Genomic DNA, 25678 nt, shown 5'->3' with positions numbered 1-25678 from the left:
GTCGGCTCGAACGCGGTCCCGCCCGCGAGCGTACGTGCCACCGTGACCGGGTCGGCGTCCGCGTGCGAGGCAGTCCGCCGCACGCGGTGCCGCCGGGGCAACATGAGAAGATTGCACTGAATCGGATGCCTTGCCGGGATCTGTGCTGCCGGACGGAAGACGAGTCCGCCGACGCACGCCACGGGCATCCTTTTTGTCGCTTCCGTACCACTCGGTGGAGTCGGAACCGAGCCCCGCTAGAAAGGAGCACCCATGCCTCTGGCCCCAGGGAGGCCCGCCTCGCCCGCCACCCAGGCCGCGTTGCGCGAGGCGTACGAACGGGTCGTGCGCCGCAACCCAGGCGAACCGGAGTTCCACCAGGCGGTGAAAGAGGTGCTCGAATCCCTCGCCCCCGTGCTGGACCGGCGCCCCGAGCTGCTCGACGCCAAGATCATCGAGCGGGTCACCGAGCCGGAACGCCAGATCATCTTCCGGGTGCCCTGGCAGGACGACAAGGGCGAGATCCACGTCAACCGCGGCTTCCGCATCGAGTTCAACGGCGCCCTGGGTCCCTACAAGGGCGGGCTGCGGTTCCACCCGACGGTGAACCTCGGCATCGTCAAGTTCCTCGGCTTCGAGCAGATCTTCAAGAACGCGCTCACCGGGCTCAGCATGGGCGGCGGCAAGGGCGGCAGCGACTTCGACCCGCACGGCCGCTCGGACGCCGAGGTGATGCGGTTCTGCCAGTCGTTCATGACCGAGCTGCACCGCCACCTGGGCGAGCACACCGACGTCCCGGCCGGCGACATCGGCGTCGGCGCCCGCGAGATCGGCTACCTGTTCGGGCAGTACCGCAGACTGGTCAACCGCTGGGAGGCGGGCGTCCTCACCGGCAAGGGCATCGGCTGGGGCGGTTCGGCGGGCCGCACCGAGGCCACCGGGTACGGCAGCGTGCTGTTCACCGCCGAGATGCTCAAGCTGCGCGGCGAGGACCTGGAGGGCCGGCAGGTCGTGGTCTCCGGATCCGGCAACGTCGCGATCTACACGGTGGAGAAGGCCCAGGCGCTGGGCGCCAACGTCATCACCGTCTCCGACTCCGGCGGCTATGTCGTCGACGAGAAGGGCATCGACCTCGACCTGCTCAAGGAGGTCAAGGAGGTCCGGCGGGGACGGGTCAGCGAATACGCCGAGCTGCGCGGCCCGTCCGCCCGCTACGTCCCGGGCGGCCGCGTCTGGGAGGTGCCCGCCGACATCGCCTTCCCCTCGGCCACCGAGAACGAGCTCAACGACGCCGACGCGCTCACGCTCATCCGCAACGGTGTCAAGGCCGTCTCCGAGGGCGCGAACATGCCGACCACGCCGGAGGCGGTGCGCCTCTTCCAGGAGGCCGGCGTGGCCTTCGCGCCCGGCAAGGCCGCCAACGCGGGCGGCGTCGCCGTGAGCGGCCTGGAGATGGCGCAGAACGCGGGCCGCGAGAGGTGGACGTTCGAGAAGGTCGAGGCCGAGCTGGCCCGCATCATGAAGTCCGTCCACGACAAGTGCTACGAGACCGCAGAGCGCTACGGCGCGCCCGGCGACTACGTCACGGGCGCCAACATCGCCGGCTTCGAGAGCGTCTCCGACGCCATCCTCGCCCAGGGCCTCATCTGACCCCGCGCGACCAGGCTCCTCAACGATGACGAGCCTGCTCCGGCGGCGCATCGCGTGACGCCGCCGCCCTGTTCCCAGCATCGTCGATCCCGCCCGGCCCCAACGTCGTGGCCGTTCGGCAAAGCATGACCGTGCCCTGTCGCGGATCGTGTGCTTGCCCCTCGCCGACGGCCGAGACTCCGCATGCGATCCGCGACTCCCGGCGCGCGCCCGGCCGCCCTGCGGTGGGACGGACCGCCGCCTCGTTCGACTGTCGCACCCGCGGCTTGAAGAGGCCGAGCGATTTCACCGGCGCGGATTGCGCCTTTCACATCGGCAGAGCACGCCGCGTTCTGCGGGAACCGACGCGGCACCAGGACATTTGTGACGTCCTGGTCAGCACTCCCGGGGAAGGGTATCGTTGCCCGGCGCCGCCCGGCGGCGGTGCGCCGAGTCCGACGAGGACGCGCGCGGCCTTCGGCCACACCGGGAGCGACTGGTCCGCATGATCTACCGCCGTTCGGCGAGCCGACCGCGGGGCACGGTCGAGCGGGCGATCGACCGCGCGGACCTCATCCGCGACGCGCGCACAGGCCGGCGATCCGGAACCGCCCGGAGCGACCAGAGGCGCATCCGTCCCGTTCCGAGTCCGGCACGGCACCGACCGTCATCGTGGATGGCGACCGGCGCCAGGACGTCGGCGCGACGCGGCACCGCCCGGACCGTTCGGCGGTGGACGAGCGTGCATACGGGAGGTGAAACGGGGTGCGCCCTCGCCACACCGCTCTGGCCCTGGTCGTCATCGTCATCTGGGGCGTCAACTTCGTCGTCATCGACCTGGCGCTGCGCGAGTTCCCGCCGCTGCTGCTGGCCGCGCTGCGGTTCGCGCTGACGGCCGTGCCCGCGATCGCGTTCGTCCGGCGCCCGCCGATCCAGTGGCGGTGGATCATCGCCGTGGGGGTCTTCCTCGGCGTCGGGTACTTCGGGCTGCTGTTCCTGGGCATCCATCTGGGCATGCCGGCGGGGCTGTCGTCGCTGGTGCTGCAGTCGCAGGCGATGTTCACCCTGCTGTTGGCCGCCGTCCTGCTCGGCGAGCGCCTCGGTCGGCGGCGCATCGCCGGAACGGCCATCGCCACCGGCGGGCTGGTGCTGATCGCCGCCGCCGGCGGCGGCGCGGTGCCCCTCGGTCCGTTCCTGCTGGTCGTGGCGTCCGCCGTCTGCTGGGCGGCCTCCAACGTCTGCACGCGGGTCTCCGGCGCGCCCGCCGGGCTCGGGCTGCTGGTGTGGTCGAGCATCATCCCGCCGCTGCCGCTGGCCGCCATGTCGTACGCGGTGGAGGGGCATGACGAGGTCACCCGCGCGCTCACCTCGTTCAAGCCGGGAGCCTTGCTCGCCCTGGCCTATCTGGTCGGCCTCGCCACCCTCGTCGGATTCGGCGTTTGGAACTCGCTGCTCCGGCTCTATCCGGCCGGTCTGATCGCCCCCTATTCGCTGGCGGTGCCGGTCGTGGGCATGAGCGCCGCATGGGCGTGGCTCGGCGAACGGCCCGGCGTCGCCGAGCTGGTCGGCGCAGTGGTGATCTTGATCGGTCTGGCGCTGGTCATCGCACCGCCCCGGAGGAGACGTGCGGCCCGGCCCGCCTCGGCCGATCGGGAGGCGCCAGCGTCGTGACTTTGGAGGAGCGGACGGGGGCGGCGCCGCTTCACCGGAGCCGTTCTGCGTCGGCGCGGCGGCGGTCGTCGCCCGCATATCGGCGCATCCAGGGCTTCGGAAACGGGGTGCCGAGATCCGCCTGTGCGGCGGTACCGCACGCCGTCGTCCGGTTTGTGTGCGGACGCCCGGAAATGAATGCGGGCAAGCCGTTTCGGGGAAAGTCTCTGGGATTTCGGCGAGCGCCGCTTCGTCGCCGGAACGCGAACGCGTAGCCGGTTCCGCCTCACGGTCGGCCGCGTGTCGGGGCGCACGGTCGTGACGATACGCCAGTGCTCGACTACTGTGCGCCCGCAGTTCTTCGAAGGGTGCGGCCAGAAGCGGTCAGAAGCGTGGCTCGCGCGTCGTGTCGCTGACGAAAGTGGATACGCCCAGTCAACCGAGCTGTCGTGACTTGGTCGGCGCGGTGCGGCCGTCCGCCCCCGCGCGGCGGGGAGGCGAGGTCAGAGCGCGATTCGCGGGGGCGGACGCTCCCGGCGGGAGGCCCGTCGCGGAGGCGTCGCGGCGAGCGCGAGGGCGCCGGACGGGCGGTCCGCGATGACCCGATCGGGTCGAAGAAACGTCATTGATCATCCGAGGGGCCGCTGTTAATGTGCTCGACGTCCGAGCAAACATCGGCGACTCGAAATCGGTAATCCCTGCTCCGGGAAAGAGTGTGATCACTGACAGCCTTTTTTGACCGTTCCTCCGTGCTCGGGCCGACACCCTCGGCCGGGCGCGGCTCAGCCCGCACAAACCTGCGTAGACAGTCGAACGGTACAAATAAATGACAGTCCAACCTCAGACATCCACTGCCGACGCGCACGTCGGCGGCACGCTGGGGGAGCGGATCCTCGCCTTCGCGCGCCATCCGCTTTTCCGCGGTGACGCCAATGTCCTGCACGGCGCCAACCCCTACCGCCGGATGCTCGTCCCGGACGCGCTCGCCGCATCGGACTTCGTCCGGCCCGTGGGGGCCGACCAGTGGCACACGCACCGCTCGCTCGCGGCCCACCGGCTGCTGGGGACCTGCTACGAGATGGACACGGTCCTGCTGCCCGAACAGGGACTGGCCGGACTGCACGACGACTTCGACGCCTTCTACGGCGCGGAGCTGCGAGGGCTGCGGGAAAGCCTCGTCACGGAGCTGGAGCGCTTCGCCTTCGCCTGCCTCGACGACGCGGTGGACATCAGCGGAGCGACCACGACCGAACTGCTCGACGCCTACCTCCGGCATGTGACGGACGAGGCCGCGGCCGGCCCGTCCCCCGCGCTGGCCGCCGTCGCCGCCGCGCGCGACCGGGAGACGGCCGCCGACCTGTACCTGGTCCAGCTCGCGCTCGACGGCCTCACCGAGGCGTCCGCGATGTCGCGCAACCTCGCCGGCGCCTACGGCCCCGAACAGTCGGCCCTGTTCAAAATCTTCATCGACGAATTCGGGTACGGCGTCTACGACGCCAAGCACACCACCATCTTCGCCAAAATGCTGCGCAGCCGCGGCATGGCGACCCACGTGCACGCCTACTGGAATTTCTATCTCGCCGGGCCGCTGGCCACCAACAATTACTACTACTACCTGTCGCGCGACCACGCGAAATTCTTCCGCTACGCGGGCGCGGTCACCTATGCGGAGGCGGTCTTCGCCCCCGGGTTCGTCGAGATGATCAAGGTGTTCCGCGACATCTTCGGCGACGACGTCGACCTGCACTACTGCGACGAGCACGCCCACATCGACGAGCACCACGGGCGCATCACGCGGGAGCAGGTGCTGCTGGCGCTCGCCGAGCGGCACGGTCCGCGGGTGGTGCCCGAGCTGATGCGCGGCGTCGCCGAGGCCAGGCTCATCGGCGGGTGGTTCGAGGAGGACACCGCGGCGCAGATCCGATGGGCGGACGACCTGCCCGGCCACCGCGCGCTCGCCGCGTCCGCCGCGACGACCGACGCGCCGCCGCACCGTGTGGCCCTGTCGCCCGACGCCCCCCTTCGGCACGCGCACCCACGACGACCCCGTGGTGCTGGAGGTCGAACGCGGCGAGGTGGACCTCGTCGCCACGCCGACCGGCCCGCCGGAGCGGCTGTCGCGCGGCGAGTCGATCCTGATCCCCGCGGGAAGGCTGTACGGGGTGCGGTCGGTGTCGCCCGACAGCGCCTACCTGCTGCACACCGCGCTTCCCGGCGGCTGACCGTCCGCACCGCGGTGACACCCTCGGCCGTTCGCGACCGCCTCGTCCGGCACCGCCCTCGCGCCCCAGCGCGTCAGGCGGCGGATCCGTCCGTGCCCCCTGCCCGCCGCCTGACTTCCGCCCTCGCCGTTGCGGAACCGGCCGTCGCCGCCATCGCCCCGCGCGTCCGCGCGCCGGACGCGCCCGACCGACAAGAGGAGCCGATGACCCGCGTCGTCGTCATGGATCTCAGCCGGCACAACACCGTGATGGTGGGCCACGACCGCTACTTCGTCCTTCGCGCGCAGGGGCGGCCGCTGCTCGTCCGCGACCGCTGCCCGCACCGGGGCGGGCCGCTGAGCCTGGCCCGCCCCACCCCGGACGGGCGGCGGCTGACCTGCCCGTGGCACGGCACCAAGGTCGGGATCTCGGCCGTGCGGCGCACCTGCCTGCCGATGGTGCGCAGCGGGGACGAGGCCGTCGTCCTGCTCCCCGACGTCGGGGAGGACGTCCCGATCTCGGTCGCGCACAAACAGGTTCTGGCGAACCTGCCGCCGGACGGGGCCGACGCCCCGGTCGCGAGCGACGCCGCGCACGACGCCGAGGAACGGACCGCCGGACGCCGATGACAGCCGACCGACCGCGCCGCCCCGCGGCGCCCGACCGCACCGACCCACCGACCGTTCCGCATTCGGGAGGCACGGCCGTGACAGCGAGCCATGACGCTCCTGCTCCAGGCCCCGCCGGGACCCTGGAACTCGACGAGTTCCTGCGCTGGGGCCGCGAGCTGCACGATCAGGGCCGCTACGAGGACGCGGCCAAGGCGTACCGGCTGATCCTCGGGCTGGACCAGGACAACGAGGAGGCGCGGATCGGACACAACCGCGCCGTGCGGCGCGCCGTCCCCCGCTGGCACTGGGAGATGCTGCACGACGAGGAGCGCGCCGAGCTGTACGACCTGGCGATCACGCGGGCGGTGGCGGCCGACCCCGACGCGCTGGTGCTGGACATCGGCACCGGCTCCGGGCTGCTGGCGATGATGGCGGCCCGCGCCGGGGCCCGGCGCGTCGTGGCCTGCGAGGGCCAGCCGTCGGTGGCCGAGACCACCGTCCAGGTGATCCGCGCGGCCGGCTACGCGGACGCGATCACCGTCGTGCCGAAGATGTCCACCCGCATGTCGGTGCCCGAGGACCTGCCCCGCCGCGCCGACCTGCTGGTCACCGAGACCGTCGACTGCGGGCTGCTGGGCGAGGGCATCCTCCGCACGATCGCGCACGCGCGCGAGCACCTGCTCGCCCCCGACGCGACGATCATGCCGTCGCGGGGACGCGTCATCGCCCAGCTCGTCGAGAGCGTCCCCCTGTTCCGCAAGAACCACGTGGGCAAGCTGTACGGGTTCGACCTGACCCCGTTCAACCGGCTGTCCACGCTGGAGTACTTCGACTCCCGGCTGCGCCGCCACGAGCACCGCACGCTGTCGGAGCCGCTGCAGGTCTTCGACTTCGACTTCTACACCGCCGACGCGAGCCCGCGCCGCACGACGCTGACGGTGCGCCCCACCGCGGTGGGCAAGGTGCACGCCATCGCGTTCTGGTTCGAGCTGGAGCTGATGCCGGGGATCACGCTGAGCAACGCGCCCGACCACGTCCACTCCCACTGGAAGCAGGCGATCCAGGTCCTGCCCGCCCCCGTGAGCGTGCAGCCGGACGAGCCGGTGTCGCTGGAGGCGGCGCACGACGGGGAGAGCGTGCGCTTCTCCCTGGCGGCGCCCGCCGGCGCCCGGTCCGGCCGAGAGGAGACCACGCGATGACGACCACCACGCAGACCCGCCACCGCGCCGACGCGTTCGCCGCGTACTGCGGGCAGCGCATCTTCCAGCCCGGGCCGGAGGTCTACATCCTCGGCAACCCCTACCGGCGGCCGATCGGTCCGCCCGGATACGCCGACCGCGACTTCTCCACCCCGGCGACCGAGGCGGAGTTCCTCAGCAGCGGCCAGCTCGTCGCCGGGCGGGTGCTGTGCAACGCCTACGAGAGCGACATGATCCTGCTGCCGGCGGCCGGCCTGGCCGCGGCCAAGGACGACTTCGACCTGTTCTACAGCGACGAGGTGCGGCGGCTGCGCGACGAGATCCGCCCCGGTCTGGAGCGCTACGCGTTCTCCTTCCTGGACGACGCCGTGTCGGTGCCGCCGGTGCGGACCCTCGACGAACTGCAGGAGTACTTCCTCACCGAGGTCGGCCAGGCCGGAGCGCCCGCCGACGCGACCGGCGTCAACCCGGCGGTCGACCCCGCCGCCCCGGTGAGCGGCACCATGCGCGCCATCACCGAGTGCCGGCACGCGGAGGAGGCGGCGGCGCTGCACCTGATCCAGCTCGCGCTGGACGCGCTGACCGAGGCGTCGGCGATGGCCCGCAACCTGGGCGGCTCGTACGGCGCCGAGCAGTCCGAGCTCTTCAAGATCTTCAATGACGAGTTCGGCTACGGCGTCTACGGCGCCAAGCACAGCACGATCTTCAAGGACATGCTGGCCAGCGTCGGGCTGCACACCGACCTGCACGCCTACTGGAACTTCTACCTGACCAGCTCCCTCATCGGCGTCAACTACTTCAACTGGCTCACCGAGGACCACCGCGGAATGTTCCGCTACATGGCCGCGGTGACCTACCTCGAATGGCTGTTCGCGCAGGGGTTCGCCGACACCGGGGCCATGCTGCGCGCCGTGTTCGGCGACCGGGTGGACGCGCGCTACTGCGACGAGCACGCCCACATCGACGTGCACCACGGCCGGATGACGTACCAGAACCTGCTGCTCGGCCTCGCCCGCGCGCACGGCGAGCTGGTCATCCCCGAGCTGGTGCGCGGCATCGAGGACACCAAGCTGCTGCTGCGGCTGGGCGACGAGGACTTCCGCGCCCAGATCGCCTGGGCCGACTCCCTCGACCGGCACACCGAGCTGGGCGCGTCGCTGGCGACCTCCGCGAGCGACGACGCCGTGGTCGCCGCGCTGCGTCCCGACGACCCGTTCAGCACGGTCGTGTACGACTCCGACCGGCTCGTCGAGGTCGCCGACGGCGAAGTGGACGTGTACGCGTGGGCCACCGACCGGCCGCACCGGCTCGGCAAGGGCGACGTGCTGCTGGTCCCGAAGAGCCGGCTGCACGGCCTGAAGGCCGCGTCGGCGACGGCGCGCGTGACCGTTCGGAGCATCGAAGGGAAGCCTCAGCATGACTGACACCGTCGCCGACGCGCCCGCGGCCCGCGCCGCCTCGCCGGTCCGCTCGTACAACGAGTGGGACCCCCTCGAAGAGGTGATCGTCGGCGCCATCGACGGCGTCGCCGTCCCGCCGTGGCATCCGGCGATCGAGGCCACCGTGCCGCCCGAGGCGTGGGAGTTCTACCGCCGCAACGGCGGCGGCGCGTTCCCGCAGGAGCAGATCGAGAAGGCCCGCGAGGAGCTCGAGGGCTTCGTGGAGATCCTCGAGGGCGAGGGGGTGACGGTGCGCCGCCCCGACCCGGTCGACCAGTCCCGCCCGTTCGGCACGCCCGACTGGTCGTCCACCGGAGGGTCGTCGCACACCTTCCCCCGCGACATCGCCCTCGTGGCGGGGGACCGCATCGTCGAGGCGACGATGGGGTGGCGGTCGTACTACTTCGCCACCCACCCGTTCCGCACGATCTTCAAGGACTACTTCCGCCGCGGGGCGCGCTGGGTCGCCGCCCCCAAGCCGGAGCTCACCGACGCGTCCTACAACCCCGACTACGCCGCGGCCAAGCCGGACGGACCGCCCGATCCGGACGACCCGTTCCCGCCCGAGGCCTCGGTGATCACCGAGTTCGAGCCGCTCGTGGACGCGGGCGACTTCATGCGCTTCGGCCGCGACATCCTGGTGCAGCGCAGCCACGTCACCAACCGGTTCGGCATCGAGTGGATGCGGCGGCTGCTGGAGGGCGAGTTCCGGGTCCACGAGGTGACGTTCGTGGACGACCATCCGATGCACATGAACGCCACCTTCGTCCCGCTGCGGCCCGGACGGGTCCTGATCAACCCCGAGCGGGTGCGCGAGCTGCCGGAGATGTTCGCCGGCTGGGACGTGCTGGTCTGCCCCGAACCGGCGATCCCCGCCGACCAGCCGATGTACTTCTGCAGCCGCTGGATCGCCATGAACACGCTCATGCTCGACCAGGAGCGGATCTTCGTGGAGGCGCAGGAGACCGAGCTGCTGCGGCTGCTGGACAAGGAGGGGTTCACCCCCATCCCGGTGCCGTTCCGCACGGTCAACACCTTCGGCGGCGGCTTCCACTGCGCCACCCTCGACGTGCGACGGCGCGGAGAACTGGAGGACTACTTCACCTCCTGACCGACCGTGCCCCCGAATCCGAATCCCACCGAGGTCCGCATGCCCCACGAACCGACGGCGACTGACGACCGCCCGCTGCTCATCCTGGTGGCCAGCAGCTACTGGGTGCTCCGCGAATACATCCTGAAGTCGGTGTCCGCGCGGTACCGGCTGTGGCTGCTGAACCCGACCCCGCCCACCTGGGAGGACCCCTACATCGTCGGCCACACCGTCGTCGACTGCCTCGACCTGGACAAGCTGACGGCGGCCGCCCGCGAGGTGGCCCGCGAGCACGAGGTCGCCGGGGTCTTCTGCTACGACGAGGTCTACATCGAGATCTCCGCGCAGCTCACCGCGGCGCTCGGCCTGCCCGTCCTCGACCCGGACGAGGTCGCGCGGTGCCGCGACAAGGCCGCCACCCGGAAGGCGCTGCGCGAGGCCGGGCTGCCCCAGCCGGCCTCCACGGCGGTGTCCTCCCTGGAAGAGGCCCGCGCCTTCGCCGACCGGGTCGGCTACCCGGTGATCCTCAAGCCGCGCAATCTGGGCGGCAGCCTGGGCGTCCGCAAGGTCGAGCGGCCCGAGGACCTGGCCGACGCGTTCGCCGTCACCGACGGGGTCCGGATGGGCGGCATCCGCCAGTTCGAGGACTACGTCATCGTCGAGGAGTTCCTGGACGGCCCGGAGATCTCCGTCGAGTGCGTGCTGCGCGACGGCGAGTGCACCCCGCTGATCGTGGCGCGCAAAGTCCTCGGCGAGGGCCCGCGGATGGCGTTCGAGGAGGTCGGCCACGACGTCGACGCGAACGATCCGCTGCTCACCGACCCGGTGATGGTGGAGACGCTGCAGCGGGCGCACGAGGCGGCGGGGTTCACCAACGGCTACACGCACATCGAGTTCAAGCTGACCCCCGACGCGATGCACGTCATCGAGATCAACGCCCGGCTCGGCGGCGGCATGATCCCGTACCTGGGGCTGCTGACCTCGGGCGTCGACGCGTCGCTGGCCGCCGCCGACGTCGTGGCGGGCCGCGCGCCGACGATCGAGTTCCCCGGCCCCCTGCGGGCCGCCTCGATCCGGTTCGCCTACCCCCCCTACGACATGGAGATCACCTCGGCGACCGCGCGCACCGACCTGGTGCGCCCGCCCGTCCACGAGGTCCGGCTCGGCACGCAGCCCGGCGCGCGGGTGCGGCTGCCGCCGTACGGGCTGGCCCGCTGCGGCTTCGTGATCGCGGTCGGCGACACGCTGGAGGAGACCCGCGCCGCGGTGGCCGACCCGGACCGCTTCTTCGAGTTCGCCGGCACGCCCCTGGACGAGGCGCCGTGAGCGGGGACCGGGAGCACCCGACCGTCCTCGCCACGCTGCGGGAGATGGACGGGACGGTCCGCGTCCTGGTGCTCGGCAACCTGATCAGCAACCTCGCGTCGTTCCTCAACGCGTTCCTGGTGCTGTTCCTGACCGACGAGGGCTTCACCGCCTGGGAGAGCAGCGTGGTGTTCACCGCGCTGATGATCGGGCGGATCTCCGGGTCGGCGGTCGGCGGCGCCGCCGCCGACCGGTTCGGCTACCGCCGGGTCATCGTCGGCTCGATGGTCGGCACCGCCGTCCTGACCGCCGCCCTGGTGCACGTGCCGAACATGTGGGCGGGGATCGCGGTGGCGGGCGGCGCCGGACTGACCGCCACGGCGTTCCGGCCCGCGGCGCAGGCCTGGGTGGTGGAGCTGACGCCGAAGGACCGGCAGGTCATGGTCTTCTCGGTGATGCGGCTGACGTTCAACGTCGGCTCGACGCTCGGACCGATGGGCGCCGCGCTGCTGCTGACCTACTCCTCCTTCGCCACGCTGTTCTACGTCGACGCGGCGACCTCGCTGGCCTTCGGCGTCGTCGCCCTCGTCCTGCTGAGGTCCGTCGAGACGCGCCGCGCCGGCGGCGCCGAGGACGGCCGCGCCGACCGCGCCGGCTACCGGCAGGTGCTGGCCGACCGGCGGTTCGTGGTCGTCGTCCTCGGACTGTTCCTCACCGCGATCGCCTACATCCAGAGCTCCGCCGCGCTGCCGCTGTACGTCACGGGCTCGGGCCGCACCGAGCGCGTGTACGCGATGCTGCTGACCCTGAACGGCGCCATGGTGATCCTCTTCGAGGTGCTGCTGTCGAAGTGGACGCAGCGGCTGCCGATCGGGCTGCCGATGGCGGCGGGCATGGCGCTGCTGGGGGTCGGCCATCTGCTCTACACCGGGCCGGACGCGCTGGCGATGCTCCTGCTGGCGACGATGGTGTGGACGTTCGGCGAGGTCGTCGCCGCGCCGTCGATGATGGCCTACCCGGGCCTGGTCGCCCCCGCGCATCTGCGCGGCCGCTACATCGCCGCGGCGACCGTCCCCCAGCAGATCGGATACGCCATCGGTCCCATGATCGGCATCGCCGCCTGGCAGGCCTGGGGCTCGGGGGTGTGGCTGCTCACCGGCGCGTGCGGGCTGGCGGCGGCGGTGCTCGTCGCGGCCGGCGCCGGGGTGGCGCGCCGCAGGAGCGAGGCGGAGGCCGAACCCGCGGCGGTCACGGCCGCCGCCGACGGCGACTGAGACGGCATCGAACCAACGAACAACCGGAAAGCGGGCATTCATGGACAGACCAGTAGTCGCGATCGTGCGGCCCTACTCCTCGGCGGCGCTGCTGGCCCCCGCGCTGCGCAAGGCCGGGTTCAGCCCCGTCGCCGTCATGGACTACGAGGGCCCGCCGCTGGGCCCGATGCAGTCCGGGCACGACCCCGCCAAGTACGACGCCGTCGTCAACCACCACCCCGGCGACCTGGACGGCACCATCCAGCGGCTCGGGGCGCTCAAGCCCATCGCGGTCATCCCCGCGTTCGAGGCGTCGCTGGACCTGGCGCAGCGCCTGTCCGACGCGCTGACGCCCGAGTCGTCCAACGTCCCCGAACTGCTGGACGCGCGGCGCCACAAGCACCGCATGCACCAGGCCGTCGCCGCCGCCGGCCTGCCGATCGCCCGGCAGATCTGCACCGCCGACCCGGACGAGGTCGCCGCGTGGATCGAACGCGAAGGGCTGACCGGCAAGGACCTGGTGATCAAGCCGCCGAACAGCGCGGGCACCGTCGGGGTGAGCCGCGCGCCGGGCGGCGCGGGCTGGCGCGAGCGGTTCGACGCGCTGCTCGGCACCGAGGACAAGCTCGGCGTGGTCGCCGACCAGGTGCTGGTCCAGGAGCAGATGACCGGCACCGAGTACGCCGTCGACACCGTCAGCCACCACGGCCGCCACTCGATCACCGACATGATCAAGTATCGCCGGGTCCCGTTCGGCGAGGCCATCGCGGTCTACGACTCGGTCGAATGGCTGCCCTACGACCGCGACGCCTACGGCGAGCTCATCGACTACGCGCTCGGCGTGCTGGACGCGGTCGGCCTGCGCAACTGGGCCGCCCACACCGAGATCATGATGACCCCGGACGGGCCGCGGCTGCTGGAGGTCAACCCGCGGCTGGCGGGGGCGGGCAACCCCGCGGTGACCGAGATCGCCAACGGGGAGAGCCAGGTCACCCGGATCGTGGACGTCTGCCGCGGCCTCGGGCCGCAGCTGCCGCCCGGCTACACGCAGCGGCGCCACGTCATGGCCGTGTTCCTGATGGCGCACTCCACCGGGATCGTCCGCAACGCCGAGATCTACGACCAGGCGCGCGACCTGCCCAGCTACCACTCCGCGGTGAACCGGGTGCGCACCGGCGACCGCGTGCTCGCCAGCACCGACATCTTCGCCAGCATGACGATGGGCTACATCATCCTCGCCCACGACGACGACGCGCAGATCCAGGCCGACCGGGAGGCCATCCGCAAGCTGGAGAAGGACCTGATCATCGACCCCGACGAGTAGACGACGGGAAAGGGGGAGCGCCGCGATGGTCACCGGCAAGTACCTGGACGCGTGCGCCGCCGAGGACGGCGGACTGCGCGACGTCATGGCGGCCGCCGAGTTCTCCGCGCCGTTCCGCGAGGGGTGGGGGCGCTACCTGCTGCCCCGGCCCATGTTCATCGAGCAGGAGCGCATCCGCGCCGCCGCCGACGACGTCGCCGGCCTGTTCGACCTGCTGGCCGGCCTGCCGGACCGGCTGTTCGACGGCGACCCGCGCAAGCTGTGCGCCGCGATCGGCGCGGACGAGCGGCAGGCCGCCCTGATGACCCGGCTGGCCGACCGGCCGCCCCGCTACGGGCGCGCGGACCTGTACGACGACGGTTCGGCCCTGCGGCTGCTGGAGTTCAACGTCGGCAGCGAGCTCGGCGGCGTCGACGTGTCCGAGGCCGGCCGCGCCCTGCTCGCCACCGAGGCGTTCGGCGCGTTCGCCGCGGAGTTCGGCCTCGGCCACGTCGACACCGTCGAGGCCATCGCCCGGCAGTTCGTCGCGGCGACCGGGAAGGACGCGCCGGTCGTGGCGTCCCTGGAGGCGATCGGCGGCATGCCCAAGTACCTGGCGCTCCAGCGCTCCTTCCAGGAGTCGGTCAAGCGGTGCGGCGTCGAGGTGCTGCTCGGCGAGGTCGACGAGGTGGAGCGCCGGGGCGGCCGGCTGTACCTGCGGGACCGGCCGGTCGACCTGGTGCTGCGCTACTTCACCGTCGGCCAGCTGTGCCGGGACCCCCGCAACGACCCGCACGTCGAGCGGATCGTGCGCGCCCACGAGGCGGGCGAGGTGGTGCTCTGGACCCCGTTGACGAGCGCCATGTTCTCCTACAAGAGCTGCCTTCCGCTCGTCTCCGACCCCGAGCTGCGGGGCGAGCTGTCGGCCGAGGAGGCGGCCCTGGTGGACCGGATCCTGCCGTGGACGCGGATGCTCACCCCCGACCTGGCCGACCTCGTCCGCGCCGAACGGGCGAACATGATCATCAAGCCGATCGGCGGGCTGGGCGGGACGGGCGTGCACGTCGGCTGGGACCAGACCGACCGGGAATGGGCCGAGACCGTCGCCGCGTGCACGGGCCGCGGCCACATCGTCCAGCGCCGCGTCCGTCCCCGTCCGGAACCGGTGATGGACCCGCGGACCGGCGCGATCGAGGAATGGTCGGCCGTCTGGGGCGTCTTCACCGTCCCCGACGGCTACGGCGGCGCGTTCTGCCGCGCCATGCCGTCCGGCACCGGCTCCGTCGTGAACCTGTCCGGCAAGGGCGCCAGGATCGCCCCCGTCTTCCACTATTGAGCGGCGCTCCCCGGCTCCGGCGGAGGCCGACCGGCCTCCGCCGGCCGCGGGATACGGTTCCGGCATGCCGATCTCCCTGGACCTGCTCGGGGCCACCGACGACGACGTGCGGTTCGCCGTGTCTCCCTTGGTGGAGTTCGGCTGGGCGTGGCATGTCCTCAGCGACGTCGGCAACCACCCGGACCGCGCCGACTGGGCGGCCGGCCTGCGGGAACGCCTTCCCGACGACCTCGTCCGCGACATGACGGACTGGTCGTTCGCGGTCCGCGCGGTGCGCGCGACGCTGCTCGCGGACCCGACGGCCGTGCCGCGGCGCCACTGGGCCGACCAGCTGGAATGGATCCGGCGGATGCCCGCCGAGGACTTCGCCGCCGCGGTGCTGCGGCCGCTGCTGCGGCTGCGCGGACGCCCCGCCAACCTCGCCGACGGGCGGGTGCGCACCAGCGTGCTGCGTCTCGCCCGCGCCCGCGGCCCGGCGGTCCGCGCGCTGGTCCGGCGCGTCCTCGACGACCCCGCCGCCGCGCGGGACGCGCTGGTCGGCCTGCTGGCCCGCTGCTGGAGCGCGTTCTTCGCGGACCAGTGGGCGCGGGTCTCCCCGCGGCTGGCCGCCGAGGTCGCCGCGCGGACGGCCCTGTGCGCCCGGCACGGCTGGACGCGCGCCGCGACCGGCCTGTCCCCGGCGATCAGGGTCCACCCGGCCCAGGACCGCATAGTGGTCGACAAGGTGCAGAACAAGCGCCTGCAGGTCGCGGGCCGCGGCCTGGTCCTCACCCCGACCGCCGTCGGGAGCGTCCACCTGTACGTCACCGACGAGCCCGGGCGGCCCGTCGTAGTGCATTACCCGCTGCGATCTCCCGAGCGGGCCGCGGGCACCCGGGCGACGCTCCGCCGGATGCTCGCGCTGGCGCATCCCGCCCGCCTGGAGGTGTGCCGGGCCATCGCCGTCGAGCCCAGATCCGCCCGCGAGATCGCGCGACTGTGGGGGTTCTCCGAGTCCGCGGTCACCAAGCACCTGTCCGTGCTGCGCGCGGCCGGACTGGTGCGGACCGAGCGGGCGGGGCACTACGTCCGCTACGCGCTGGACGACGCCGAGATCGCCCTTCTCGGGTCGGACCTGCTCGACGTCCTGCGGCGCTGACGGCGCAAGTCTGCCGGCGATCGTCAGCCTTTCCCGATTCGCGGACCGCCGCCGCTAGCGTCGCCGACATGACGACTGGCGCTCACGGCATCCTCCCGATCCACGAGGCCAGGCGCCGCACGGTGACGGACCGGCGTCTGCTGGCGGCCAAGGTGGAGAACCTGGCAGAGGACGAACTCGTCGCCCCGTACCGGGTGCGCGGCGGCCCCCTGGGCGACTTCTGCGACTCGCTGCGCGACCTCGTGGCCCACGTGATGATGTGGGACGAGATCAGTCTCGCCGTGCTGACCGAGGCGCGCTTCGGACGCGTCCACTGGAGCCTGGACGAGCGTTGGGAGACCCCGTCGTCCGGCCAGGCCCTCAACCTCGCCGGTGTCATGGCGGGACGCGAGCTTCCCGTCGAGCTGCTCCTGCACCGGTTCGAAGCCGTGTGCGACGCGCTGAACGACGAGCTCTCCCGCTACGACGAGGAGCAGTGGACCGCTCCATTCCCCCTGGACCATCCGAAGGCGACCAGCACGGGCGCGTTCGCCCAGTACGTGCTGTCCATCCCGGACCAGAGCCCCTACTGGCACGCCGCGATCCACCTCGGCGAACTGGCCGTGATGAGCGAAAAGGAAAGCTGACAGATGCCGCTCGATCCGCATGTGCGAGAGTTGCTCGCCGAAGACGCCGACGCCCCGCCGCTCGAATCCATGACGTTGGAAGAGGCGCGCGCGGAGATCAGGGGCGTCACCGCACTCCAGGGCGAGCCGGCCCCGATGGCCGATATCCGTGACATCACCGTGGGTAGGAACGCGGTGCCGGTACGGCTCTACTATCCCGTCGACCGAAGCGCCCCGGCGCCCGTGCTGATGTGGCTGCACGGCGGGGCGTGGACCCGGGGCGACCTCGACACCTGGGACACACCGCTGACGAACCTCGCCCACCGAACCGGCGCGGTGGTCGCGAGCGTCGATTACCGGCTGGCGCCCGAGACGCGTTTCCCCGGACAGATCGACGACGTGCTCGACGCGCTCGCCCACCTGACCGAGCACGCCGAATCGCTCGGGGTGGACGGCGGACGCGTCGCGATCGGCGGTGACAGCGCCGGCGCCAACATCGCCGCCGGCGCGGCCCTGGCCGCACGCGACCTCGGCGTCGGCGGCCCCCTCGTGGCGCAGGTCCTGATCCATCCGCCGATGGACCCGGCGTGCGCCACCCCCAGCGGCCTCCGGTACGGCGACGATTACGGGATGACGACGGCCTTCGTGCGCAAGGCCTGGGAGCTGTACCTGCCCACCCCCTATGCCGCCGACCACCCGTACGCCGCGCCGCTGCGCGCCCGCAACCTGACCGACCTGCCACCGGCGATCATCGCCACCGCCGAATACGACCCGCTGCGCGACGAGGGCGAACGGTACGGCGAGCGTCTCGCCGAGGCGGGCGTTCCGGTGCGCCTGCGCCGTTTCGACGGCATGATCCACGGGTTCCTGCACCACAACGGCCGCGTCCCGGCCAGCAAGGCCCTGCCGGAATGGCTGGCCGCCGAACTCCGCCCGTGGCTGCATCCGTGATCCCCGGCAGCCCCACCCGCCGGCGGCGCGAGCCGGCATGACACCCGCAAACGCGGTCGTCCCAGCCTTGCGGTGAGGCGGGCGGGCAGGGCGCCCGCCCGCCTTCACCGGACCACGTGCACAGCGGCATGCGCCCCAGTGAACGGTGGGCCGTCCGCGGCCCATGCGCTGACCACTTTCCGTCAATCACTTTCCGTCAATGTGCAATCAGTTGGAGGCGCGCGGATTCCTGGTCGTGTTCTCCTTATTCAAAATTCCGGCACAGGCCGTTCCCGGGTGACATTGATCACCGGGCGGTGCGTGGCCGTCGAGGATCAGCCAGACTTCCACCCATGACTGACGTCACGGAGATCAAAGCCGGTGTCCATCTCGTCCACGGCAGCGACACGAACTGGGTGATCCTCACCGAGGATGACGCGGTCACGCTCGTGGACACCGGCTATCCAGGCGATCGGGATCGCCTGTTGTCCTCCGTGGCGGCCGTCGGACGGCGACCGGAGGACCTGGTCGCGATCCTCATCACCCACGGGCACGCCGACCATCTGGGGTCGGCCCGGTATCTCGGCGAGACCTACGACGTGCCGGTGCTGATGCATCCGCTCGAGGTCCCGCACGCGCGCCGAGAGATGCTGCAACAGATCAGTCCGGCCACGATCCTGGCCAACAGCTGGCGTCCGGGAGTGCTGCCGTGGGCGCTGCGTGTGCTGCGTGTCGGAGGCACGAAGGACGTCAGCGTCCCGCAGGCCTCGGAGTTCCCCGGGCGCCTGGACATTCCTGGGCGGCCCGTCCCGGTGCACACGCCGGGCCACACCGACGGCCACTGCGCCTACCACCTGCCCGAGGCCGGCGTACTGATCACGGGCGACGCCCTCGTGACCGCACATCCCACCTCCCGGACGCGGGGCCCGCAGCTGCTGCCTCGGATGTTCCACCACGACTGGGCCGGAACCGTCGCCGCGCTGGACGAATTGAGCACGCTCGACGCCGACGTTCTCCTCCCCGGTCACGGACCGGCCCACCACGGTTCGCCGGCCGAAGCAGTGGAACGCGCGCGCCCGGCGTGAGCCGACGGTCGGGGGACGCCCGACCCAGCCGCCGAGCTGTGCCGGACGCCGCACCGGCCGCCGTCGGCAGGCGCAGCCGCGGAAGTCGGCATGATCCCGTCGCACCGAGCCGGCGAACCGTGGCCGCCATCAAGCAGCAACCACAAGATCCAGTTCCGCGAGAAAGGCCCTAGTCGGGGGCGGCGTGTCCGGATGAGTTCTGTGGAGCGTCGTCCATTGCTGGGGGAGCGGGGAGGCTGCGTTGTCGCGGAGCAGCGTCGAGCGCGCTGCAGCCTCGTGCCGAGGCCGGCCCCATGGAGTGGGCCTGTCACCGCATATACGCCGTCCCGGGAGGCGTCGCGAGCGGACGACGCCGACCGCTTGATGATGCGGACGTGCGGCGAAATCCGGCCTGCCATCGCTGGCTGTGGCGCGCCGGCCCGGCGGTGAGCGAGGGGAGTGGGCACGGGGGGACCGGCCTGACGTGGTGCTGGGCAATGTCTACGACGCGGCGGCCATCTATGGGCCTTCACAAGACCGCGACGATCGCAGCCTTGTTCCGTGGTGTCGCTTAGCCAGGACGACACCGGAGTGTTCTGCCTCTGCGTCCGAGGTTCAGATGACTCTTGCGGTCGGTCGGCAGGGGTGAGGAAACGTCCTGCATGAGTGACGTGGGCGGGCTCCGCCTGCCGCCGAGCCCGCCCACGTTGGGGCCGCACCGGTACAGGCCCCGGTCACTCCGTCAGCGTCGCAGGGTCAGCAGACCCGGCCGGTAGGGGAGGAGACCGTAGTCGCCGCCGGAGTTGGGGTCGCGGCCCTGGTAGAGCAGCTGCAGGTTGCAGGGGTCCACGGTGAACGTCTGGTCGGCGCTCGTGCGGACCAGTTCGCCGTGGCTGATGTCGTTGGTCCACGTGGCGCCGCTGTTGGCCTTGCCGGCGAAGGGGTTGCTCTCGGTCGCGGCCTGCGGCGTCCACGACCCGTTCAGGCTGGTGGCCGTGAACGAGCGGAAGTAGCGGCCCTGCGAACCGATCGCCTCGACGAGCATGAGGTAGCGGTTCTGGCCCTTGAGCTTGTAGACCTGAACGGCTTCGAACAGGTTGTTCGTCGTGTCGCTCATGACCACCGTCGAGGCCGTGCCGAAGCTGCGCGGGAAATCGCCGATCGGCATGCTGGCCCGGTAGATCTTCCCGTTGTCACCGGCGAAGAACAGGTACATGGTCGTGTCGTCGGCGATGAGCGTCTGGTCGATGGGACCCGTCGGGGAGCCGGAGATGCTCCCGGAGAAGAGCTCCTGCTCTGCCGACCAGCCGTTCGGGTTGGTGGGGTCGGTCGACGTCCGGTAGGAGAAGGCGGTTCGTCCCCACTGGTAGGCGAGCACCCAGATGTTCTTCGGCGCGAAGTAGAACAGCGTGGGCGCGACGGCGGCGTTCGTCATCGCGTTCTGGCTGGCGTAGGCCATCTCCGACCAGTCGCCGAACGGGCTGAAGTTCATCGAACCCCACCTGGTGCCCGTGTCGTGAGTGGTCGCGTAGACGAGGTGCTTGCCGTTGTAGGGGGCGACGGTGAAGTCCTTGAGCGAGACCCATCCCGCCTTCGGCTGCGCCAGCGGGCCCGTCGATGTCCAGCGGTACTTCGACGGGAGGTCGCACGTCGGAGACGAGTCGACGCGGTCGACAGGGACCAGCTGCCACTGCTGGTTGTCACCGCCCCAGTCGTCGTACTGGACGATGTTCGCGTTGTTCTCGGTGGACCCGCCTTGCACTTCGAGAGCCTTGCCGCTGTGGCGCGAGATGAACCGCACGTAGCCGTTCGGGCTGTCGGCCAGCCGCCACTGCTGGTTGGCGCCGTTCAGATCCGTCCACTGGACGATCGGGGCGCCGTTCGCCGTGGAGAAGCCTTGGACGTCCAGCACCTTGCCGGAGTGGCGCGACATGATGCGGTAGTAGCCGTCGCCTGAGGCGACGAACCGCCACTGCTGCTGGTACTGGTCGTTCCTGGTCCACTGGGTGATGCGGGCGCCGTCGCCGGTCGCCAGGTTGTAGACGTCCAGGGCCTTGCCGCTCCTGCGGTTGACCAGGACGTACCACGTGTTCACATCCACCGTCGCGGCCTCGGCGGGCAGCGGATTCATGGCGAACGTGAGCACCGAGAGCAGGAGCGATGCCAGCACCGCACCGATCCTCAACATGGGCTCTTCCTTTCGGTCGGCGTGCGATGTTAGCGCTAACATTTCCGGACCGGACGGTCCTCGTCTCCATTGGTGATCAAGGGGGGCGGCGGTAGCCGGAGTAAATATGAGAGGGGCCGGTGCGTCAAGGGGGCCCGGTCCCTCGAAATCTTTGGGGTGCGAATCAGCAGCTAGTGCGTGTATGCCGCCCGGCGGCCGGACGAGCGCCATGAAATATTTCGCGCCCATCGGCTCGATCATGAGAGCACGGTTGAGTCCGCGGACGTCCTGACGGCATGCGTTGCCAGTGACGAAGCGCGGTGCCTGCTGCGCGGGCTGTGGCAGGTTCTCCACCCTGCACCGCTGCTGCGGCGCGACCGCCGCCGTGCTGCCCGCCGAACTTCCGGCAGTTTGCGTGCCGATCTCTGGTCACCGCTACGACGAGTCCGGCCGTCCGCTACGAGGTCACCCTCCATCGCCGTCATCAACGCCTGGCTGCTGTACTCACGCGCGACGCGGCGTAGACGTCCGCCCGGACCTGTCCGGCGTGGCGTCACTGTCGGGGGCCGGCCCGGTCTTGGGGGCGCGGTAGAAGTTCGAAGACGAGGAGCGTCGCTGGTTCATCGGCCAGTGCGGGGGGTGCGGTGTCCAACTGCCTCACAGGGGCGGCGGGTGGGGTGCTGTTCGGGACTCGCATCAGGTGCTCAGGTGTCCACTGATTGCGAGCAGTGTTAGGTGCCCTCGGCTTCGCCGTACGGCACGTCGAGGAGGCGGCGGGGCGGTCACCGTGCCGAAGGGTGCCGGGGGCGGGGGTGGCTTGCGTACACCGCCTAATTGGCCGCGCCGCCTTGACGAGGTCGGCGCAGCGCTGTTCGTCCTCAATGGGGAAGACGCATTCGGCCCGGACTTGGACATCAACGCGCCGAGGAGGCCCAGTGCGGCGCAGGGACGGACTCAGGCTCAAAGCCGCCGCCCGTCATGGAGAGGTCGCGTCGTCCGGGCATTGAACTCCGCATTGTCGCTGATGGCGGTGCTCAAGATGTCTTCGGCGCCTTGGAAAATCGGCTATCAGCCGATGTCAGGAGCCGGTCCATGGTTGTGCGGATACGGCGCGACGCGAATCAGGTGACCGGCCTCGTGTGCCTGTGACCTGCGGTTTTCGGCTTCCTGTGGCCGTCATCACGCGCCCCTGGCATGAAATTGCTATTGCCCTCCTCATTGATTTGCCCCCGGTCGTTCATCAGTATGGGAGTGCTTCCTTTTCTCTGGGAAAGGTATGTCGTCATGGCCTGGGCGGTGATCAGGGAGGATTCTCGGTGATGACGTCAAGCCGCTAGCGCGACGCGGCGACGGGCCGACGCCCTGATCGTCTGAGTGCACTGGGACCGGGTGGCGGCCAGGGCCGCGCCCCTTTCGGTCCACGCCGTCTGGTGCGCCGGCCAGGTCGTCAGCCGTTCGACGTCGACGCGGCGCCCGCCGGGGGCCGAACGACCGGGCTCTCGGTCGGGGAGCAGTCGAAGGCGCGGCAGCAGGTTCCGCAGCCGGTCGACCGGGCGGACCGGTCGGCGATGAGACCGGCGCGGTGTCCGTCGGGCGGCCGCGATTGTCCATCAGCAGTCACAGCGTCCTGGAGGGCCGGACGGCCGTTCCTCCAGGCCGCGAACGGCACGCCGTCATCAGCCACACCCGGTCCTTTCGGACCGACGACAGTCTCAAGGGAGCCTTCATGGGCATTGAGGAGCGGCTCCCCGGCGGTTTTCTGCTCGGCAGCGTCGAGAAGATCGCCGGCTGGGCGCGCAAGAGTTCGCTGTGGCCCGCCACGTTCGGTCTGGCCTGCTGCGCCATCGAGATGATGGCCGCCGGGGATCCGCGGCACGACCTGGCGCGCTTCGGCATGGAGCGCTTTTCGGCCACGCCGCGCCAAGCCGATCTGCTGGTCGTCGCGGGCCGGGTGAGCCAGAAGATGGCGCCGGTGATCAGGAGCATCTACGACCAGATGCCCGACCCCAAATGGGTGATCGCGATGGGCGTGTGCGCCTCGTCCGGCGGGATGTTCAACAACTACGCCGTGGTGCAGGGCGTGGACCACATCGTCCCGGTGGACGTCTACCTGCCGGGCTGCCCGCCGCGGCCGGAGATGCTGCTGGACGCCATCGTCAAGCTCCATGACCGGATCGGCCAGGCCCGGCTCGGGGAGCGGCGGGCGCGGCAGGTCGCCGAGCGCGACTCCGCCGCCCTCACGTGGACCCCGCCGGCCGAGGCGCTGGGAGGGGCGCGGTGACCCGCACCGAGGAACGCGCGGCGCCCGTCGAGTACTACGCCGCGGACGTCGGCGACTGGGACGACATCGCCGCGTCCGCGGTCGCCTCCGGCACGGACCGCCTGGTCGTCAACATGGGGCCGCAGCATCCCTCCACGCACGGGGTGCTGCGCCTGGTGCTGACCCTCGACGGCGAGACCGTCGAGAACGTGCGGATGAACGTCGGTTATCTGCACACCGGCATCGAGAAGAGCATGGAGTTCCGCACCTGGACCCAGGGCGTGGCGTTCTGCACCCGCATGGACTACCTGGCGCCGCTGTTCAACGAGGCGGCCTACAGCCTGGCGGTGGAGCGGCTGCTCGGCGTCGCCGACCGGGTGCCCGAACGGGCGCAGGTCATCCGGGTCATGATGATGGAGCTCAACCGGATCTCCTCGCACCTGGTGGCGATCGCCACGTTCGGGCTGGAGCTCGGCGCCAGCACCGTGATGACCAACGGGTTCCTCGAACGCGAGCGCGTCCTGGAGACCTTCGAGCTGATCACCGGCGTGCGGATGAACCACGGGTACATCCGGCCGGGCGGCGTGGTGCAGGACCTGCCGCCCGGGGCGCTGGACAGGGTGCGCCGCGTGGTGGACGAGATCCGCGAGGGCATCGCCAAGCTCGCCAAGCTGCTGAACGCCAACCCGGTGTTCGTGTCCCGCACCCGGGACGTGGCGTTCCTGGACCTGCGCGGGTGCGTGACGCTCGGCGTGACCGGGCCGGTGCTGCGTTCGGCGGGGCTGCCGTGGGACCTGCGCAAGTCGCAGCCGTACTGCGGTTACGAGACGTACGACTTCGAGGTGCCCGTCCAGCACACCGGCGACGCTTACGGACGGCACCTGGTCCGCATGGCGGAGATGGAGCAGTCGCTGCGGATCGTCGAGCAGTGCGTGGAGCGGCTGGCGTCGCTGCGCGGCCCGGTGATGATCGAGGACAAGAAGATCGGCTGGCCTGCCCGGCTCGCCCTCGGCGCCGACGGCCTGGGCAATTCGCCCCGGCACATCGCGGAGATCATGGGCTCGTCCATGGAGGCGCTCATCCACCACTTCAAGCTGGTGACCGAGGGGTTCAAGGCGCCCGCCGGGCAGGTGTACGCGGCGGTGGAGTCGCCGCGCGGCGAACTGGGCGTCCACCTGGTCAGCGAGGGCGGCACCCGTCCCTATCGGGCGCATTTCCGCGACCCGTCGTTCACCAACCTTCAGGCGCTGCCGGCGATGTGCGAGGGCGGCCAGGTCGCCGACGTCATCGCCGCGGTCGCCAGTCTCGACCCCCTCATGGGCGGCGTGGACAGGTGAACGCCCTCATGTGAGGGAGAAGACCGAGTCCTTCAAACCGCCTCTGCCAGATCGGCTTGCTCGACCAAGGTGTGCGGGGCGGAACGCGCTGGCGGAGCGTCCCGCCCGCACCGGCCCCGCCGGCAGGGAGCGAGCCGACGGGGCATAGGGGAGGGACCTAGAGCCGGTCCGCCCATTTCCGGACGATCTCGAACCAGTCGGTCGCGTTGCGGTGCAGGTTGAGCGAGTGCCCCGCACCCGGCAGGACGTGGGTCTCCAGCCGCGCCTCCGGCGCGTAGAAGGACTCCTCGAACGCGTGGACCGCGGCGGTCTCGGGAGGGAAGCCCGCCCCCTCGCCGCCGAAGAGCGCGTCGTGCTCTCCTACGACGACGAGCACGGGCACCTTGATCGCCCGTGAATAGGCGGCCTCATAGGTCATGGGCAGGGACTCGCCCTCGCCGAGGGTGGCGGTGGCCTTGATCTGCTCGTTGTGCGCCGAGATCTCCGGATCGATCGTGTCGGCGTGTTCGAGCATGCGGGCGCGGTATCCGGGCCGCTGCGTCATGTACCACTCCGGCCAGCCGCCGGGGGGCGCCTTGGGGGCCAGGATCGGGTCCTCCGAGGCGTGGTGGAAGAACGCGCGCACCTTCTCGTAGAGGGGGGTGGTGGCGTGGAGCATTCCGCTGACCACGACGCCGTCCACGTCCTGGTGGCGGGCGGCCTCCACGATCGCGATGCCCGAGCCGTAGGAGTGGCCCACGGTGATGACGCGGTCGAACGCGACGTCCGTGTGCTCGCCCTTGCGCAACGCCTGGACGATCTGGTGCAGCACGTGGACGTGGTTGTCCGTGCAGACCTGCTCGGACGGCGGCCGGGTGCTGGCGCCGGTTCCGATCCGGTCCATGGCCAGGACCGCGTACCCGGCCCGGCACAGGTGATGGGCGTAGTTGTACGGCTCCGGCAGCGTCCAGTAGCGCCGGTCGTAGGTCAGGCCCGGCAGCAGCACCTGCACGGTGGACGCGGGCGAGTCCGGCAGGTAGAGGTCCGCGGCGACCTCCCACGCGTCCGCGGGCCCGTCGACGGGGCCGACCGGGAAGCGGACCGGCTTGGGGGCGGGGACGGCCGCGGGAGAGGGCCGCGGTTCGGCGAGTGAAGCGGACCCGGTGGTGACGTCGTCCTGAGGCCGCATGCCTTCTCCTTCTG

18 protein-coding genes are annotated in these 25678 nt (G+C 71.1%); 16 read left to right on the top strand and 2 right to left on the bottom strand.

The features are described from left to right. The first annotated feature begins 252 nt into the window (after positions 1-252). From gdhA to AR3_RS04020, 14 genes are all read left to right on the top strand, one after another. Complete coding sequence (gene gdhA / locus AR3_RS04085) at positions 253-1629, top strand: NADP-specific glutamate dehydrogenase (protein WP_067908599.1); 1377 nt, start codon at positions 253-255, stop codon at positions 1627-1629. A gap of 744 nt (positions 1630-2373) precedes the next feature. Beyond that, positions 2374-3279 (top strand): EamA family transporter, encoded by a 906-nt coding sequence (locus AR3_RS04080; RefSeq protein ID WP_067908597.1) that lies wholly within the window; start codon positions 2374-2376, stop codon positions 3277-3279. 805 nt (positions 3280-4084) lie between these two features. After that, complete coding sequence (locus tag AR3_RS04075) at positions 4085-6088, top strand: iron-containing redox enzyme family protein (RefSeq protein WP_067908594.1); 2004 nt, start codon at positions 4085-4087, stop codon at positions 6086-6088. Between the two features lie 77 nt (positions 6089-6165). Next, positions 6166-7269 (top strand): 50S ribosomal protein L11 methyltransferase, encoded by a 1104-nt coding sequence (locus tag AR3_RS04070; RefSeq protein ID WP_067908591.1) that lies wholly within the window; start codon positions 6166-6168, stop codon positions 7267-7269. Beyond that, positions 7266-8693, top strand: a complete 1428-nt coding sequence (locus AR3_RS04065; protein ID WP_067908588.1) for an iron-containing redox enzyme family protein — start codon at positions 7266-7268, stop codon at positions 8691-8693. Before AR3_RS04070 ends, AR3_RS04065 begins: the two co-directional genes overlap by 4 nt. Then, a complete protein-coding gene (locus AR3_RS04060) occupies positions 8686-9819 on the top strand; it encodes an amidinotransferase (protein WP_067908586.1) in 1134 nt (377 codons plus the stop codon). Before AR3_RS04065 ends, AR3_RS04060 begins: the two co-directional genes overlap by 8 nt. A 39-nt stretch (positions 9820-9858) precedes the next feature. Then, complete coding sequence (locus AR3_RS04055; RefSeq protein WP_067908583.1) at positions 9859-11124, top strand: ATP-grasp domain-containing protein; 1266 nt, start codon at positions 9859-9861, stop codon at positions 11122-11124. After that, positions 11121-12377: an MFS transporter gene (locus tag AR3_RS04050; protein ID WP_067908580.1), complete on the top strand. Its 1257-nt coding sequence runs from the start codon at positions 11121-11123 to the stop codon at positions 12375-12377. The genes AR3_RS04055 and AR3_RS04050 overlap by 4 nt, the downstream gene beginning before the upstream one ends. Before the next feature lie 40 nt (positions 12378-12417). Next, on the top strand, positions 12418-13680 hold the full coding sequence (locus tag AR3_RS04045; RefSeq protein WP_083950914.1) for an ATP-grasp domain-containing protein: 1263 nt from the start codon (positions 12418-12420) through the stop codon (positions 13678-13680). A gap of 25 nt (positions 13681-13705) precedes the next feature. Then, a complete protein-coding gene (locus AR3_RS04040; protein ID WP_067908574.1) occupies positions 13706-14995 on the top strand; it encodes a hypothetical protein in 1290 nt (429 codons plus the stop codon). A 64-nt stretch (positions 14996-15059) separates the two neighbouring features. Continuing rightward, positions 15060-16133: an ArsR/SmtB family transcription factor gene (locus tag AR3_RS04035; protein WP_067908571.1), complete on the top strand. Its 1074-nt coding sequence runs from the start codon at positions 15060-15062 to the stop codon at positions 16131-16133. Between the two features lie 68 nt (positions 16134-16201). Continuing rightward, the gene (locus AR3_RS04030; RefSeq protein ID WP_146150376.1) at positions 16202-16759 is read left to right on the top strand and encodes a maleylpyruvate isomerase N-terminal domain-containing protein; all 558 of its coding nucleotides are present in this window, start codon (positions 16202-16204) and stop codon (positions 16757-16759) included. Between the two features lie 3 nt (positions 16760-16762). Beyond that, positions 16763-17689: an alpha/beta hydrolase gene (locus AR3_RS04025; RefSeq protein ID WP_067908564.1), complete on the top strand. Its 927-nt coding sequence runs from the start codon at positions 16763-16765 to the stop codon at positions 17687-17689. A 332-nt stretch (positions 17690-18021) separates the two neighbouring features. Continuing rightward, entirely contained in the window at positions 18022-18753 is a 732-nt protein-coding gene (locus tag AR3_RS04020) for an MBL fold metallo-hydrolase (RefSeq protein ID WP_067908560.1), read from the top strand. A gap of 721 nt (positions 18754-19474) precedes the next feature. On the opposite strand, the gene AR3_RS04015 is transcribed toward AR3_RS04020, so the two are convergent. Further along, positions 19475-20863 (bottom strand): non-reducing end alpha-L-arabinofuranosidase family hydrolase, encoded by a 1389-nt coding sequence (locus AR3_RS04015; protein WP_217998438.1) that lies wholly within the window; start codon positions 20861-20863, stop codon positions 19475-19477. Between the two features lie 1762 nt (positions 20864-22625). On the opposite strand from AR3_RS04015, the gene AR3_RS04010 reads away from it, so the two are divergent. Together AR3_RS04010 and AR3_RS04005 are read left to right on the top strand one after the other, a co-directional pair. Further along, positions 22626-23180 carry a NuoB/complex I 20 kDa subunit family protein gene (locus AR3_RS04010; protein ID WP_067908553.1) on the top strand — a complete coding sequence of 185 codons (555 nt, stop codon included), beginning with the start codon at positions 22626-22628 and terminating at the stop codon, positions 23178-23180. Next, positions 23177-24496, top strand: a complete 1320-nt coding sequence (locus AR3_RS04005) for an NADH-quinone oxidoreductase subunit D (protein WP_067908550.1) — start codon at positions 23177-23179, stop codon at positions 24494-24496. Before AR3_RS04010 ends, AR3_RS04005 begins: the two co-directional genes overlap by 4 nt. A gap of 157 nt (positions 24497-24653) precedes the next feature. On the opposite strand, the gene AR3_RS04000 is transcribed toward AR3_RS04005, so the two are convergent. Continuing rightward, on the bottom strand, positions 24654-25664 hold the full coding sequence (locus AR3_RS04000; protein WP_067908547.1) for an alpha/beta hydrolase: 1011 nt from the start codon (positions 25662-25664) through the stop codon (positions 24654-24656). Between the last annotated feature and the right edge of the window lie 14 nt (positions 25665-25678).

The organism is Actinomadura rubrobrunea NBRC 15275, from assembly GCF_001552235.1.
Taxonomy (GTDB): domain Bacteria; phylum Actinomycetota; class Actinomycetes; order Streptosporangiales; family Streptosporangiaceae; genus Spirillospora; species Spirillospora viridilutea.
This window is presented reverse-complemented; position numbering and strand designations above follow the sequence as displayed.

Excerpts from the sequence above, each read along its gene's own strand:
- AR3_RS04010 (WP_067908553.1), top strand. The coding sequence starts at position 22,626 with ATGGGCATTGAGGAGCGGCTCCCCGGCGGTTTTCTGCTCGGCAGCGTC.
- gdhA (WP_067908599.1), top strand. The coding sequence starts at position 253 with ATGCCTCTGGCCCCAGGGAGGCCCGCCTCGCCCGCCACCCAGGCCGCG.
- AR3_RS04040 (WP_067908574.1), top strand. The coding sequence starts at position 13,706 with ATGGTCACCGGCAAGTACCTGGACGCGTGCGCCGCCGAGGACGGCGGA.
- AR3_RS04065 (WP_067908588.1), top strand. The coding sequence starts at position 7,266 with ATGACGACCACCACGCAGACCCGCCACCGCGCCGACGCGTTCGCCGCG.
- AR3_RS04025 (WP_067908564.1), top strand. The coding sequence starts at position 16,763 with ATGCCGCTCGATCCGCATGTGCGAGAGTTGCTCGCCGAAGACGCCGAC.
- AR3_RS04000 (WP_067908547.1), bottom strand. The coding sequence starts at position 25,664 with ATGCGGCCTCAGGACGACGTCACCACCGGGTCCGCTTCACTCGCCGAA.
- AR3_RS04020 (WP_067908560.1), top strand. The coding sequence starts at position 18,022 with ATGACTGACGTCACGGAGATCAAAGCCGGTGTCCATCTCGTCCACGGC.
- AR3_RS04045 (WP_083950914.1), top strand. The coding sequence starts at position 12,418 with ATGGACAGACCAGTAGTCGCGATCGTGCGGCCCTACTCCTCGGCGGCG.
- AR3_RS04060 (WP_067908586.1), top strand. The coding sequence starts at position 8,686 with ATGACTGACACCGTCGCCGACGCGCCCGCGGCCCGCGCCGCCTCGCCG.
- AR3_RS04015 (WP_217998438.1), bottom strand. The coding sequence starts at position 20,863 with ATGAATCCGCTGCCCGCCGAGGCCGCGACGGTGGATGTGAACACGTGG.
- AR3_RS04075 (WP_067908594.1), top strand. The coding sequence starts at position 4,085 with ATGACAGTCCAACCTCAGACATCCACTGCCGACGCGCACGTCGGCGGC.
- AR3_RS04035 (WP_067908571.1), top strand. The coding sequence starts at position 15,060 with ATGCCGATCTCCCTGGACCTGCTCGGGGCCACCGACGACGACGTGCGG.
- AR3_RS04055 (WP_067908583.1), top strand. The coding sequence starts at position 9,859 with ATGCCCCACGAACCGACGGCGACTGACGACCGCCCGCTGCTCATCCTG.
- AR3_RS04030 (WP_146150376.1), top strand. The coding sequence starts at position 16,202 with ATGACGACTGGCGCTCACGGCATCCTCCCGATCCACGAGGCCAGGCGC.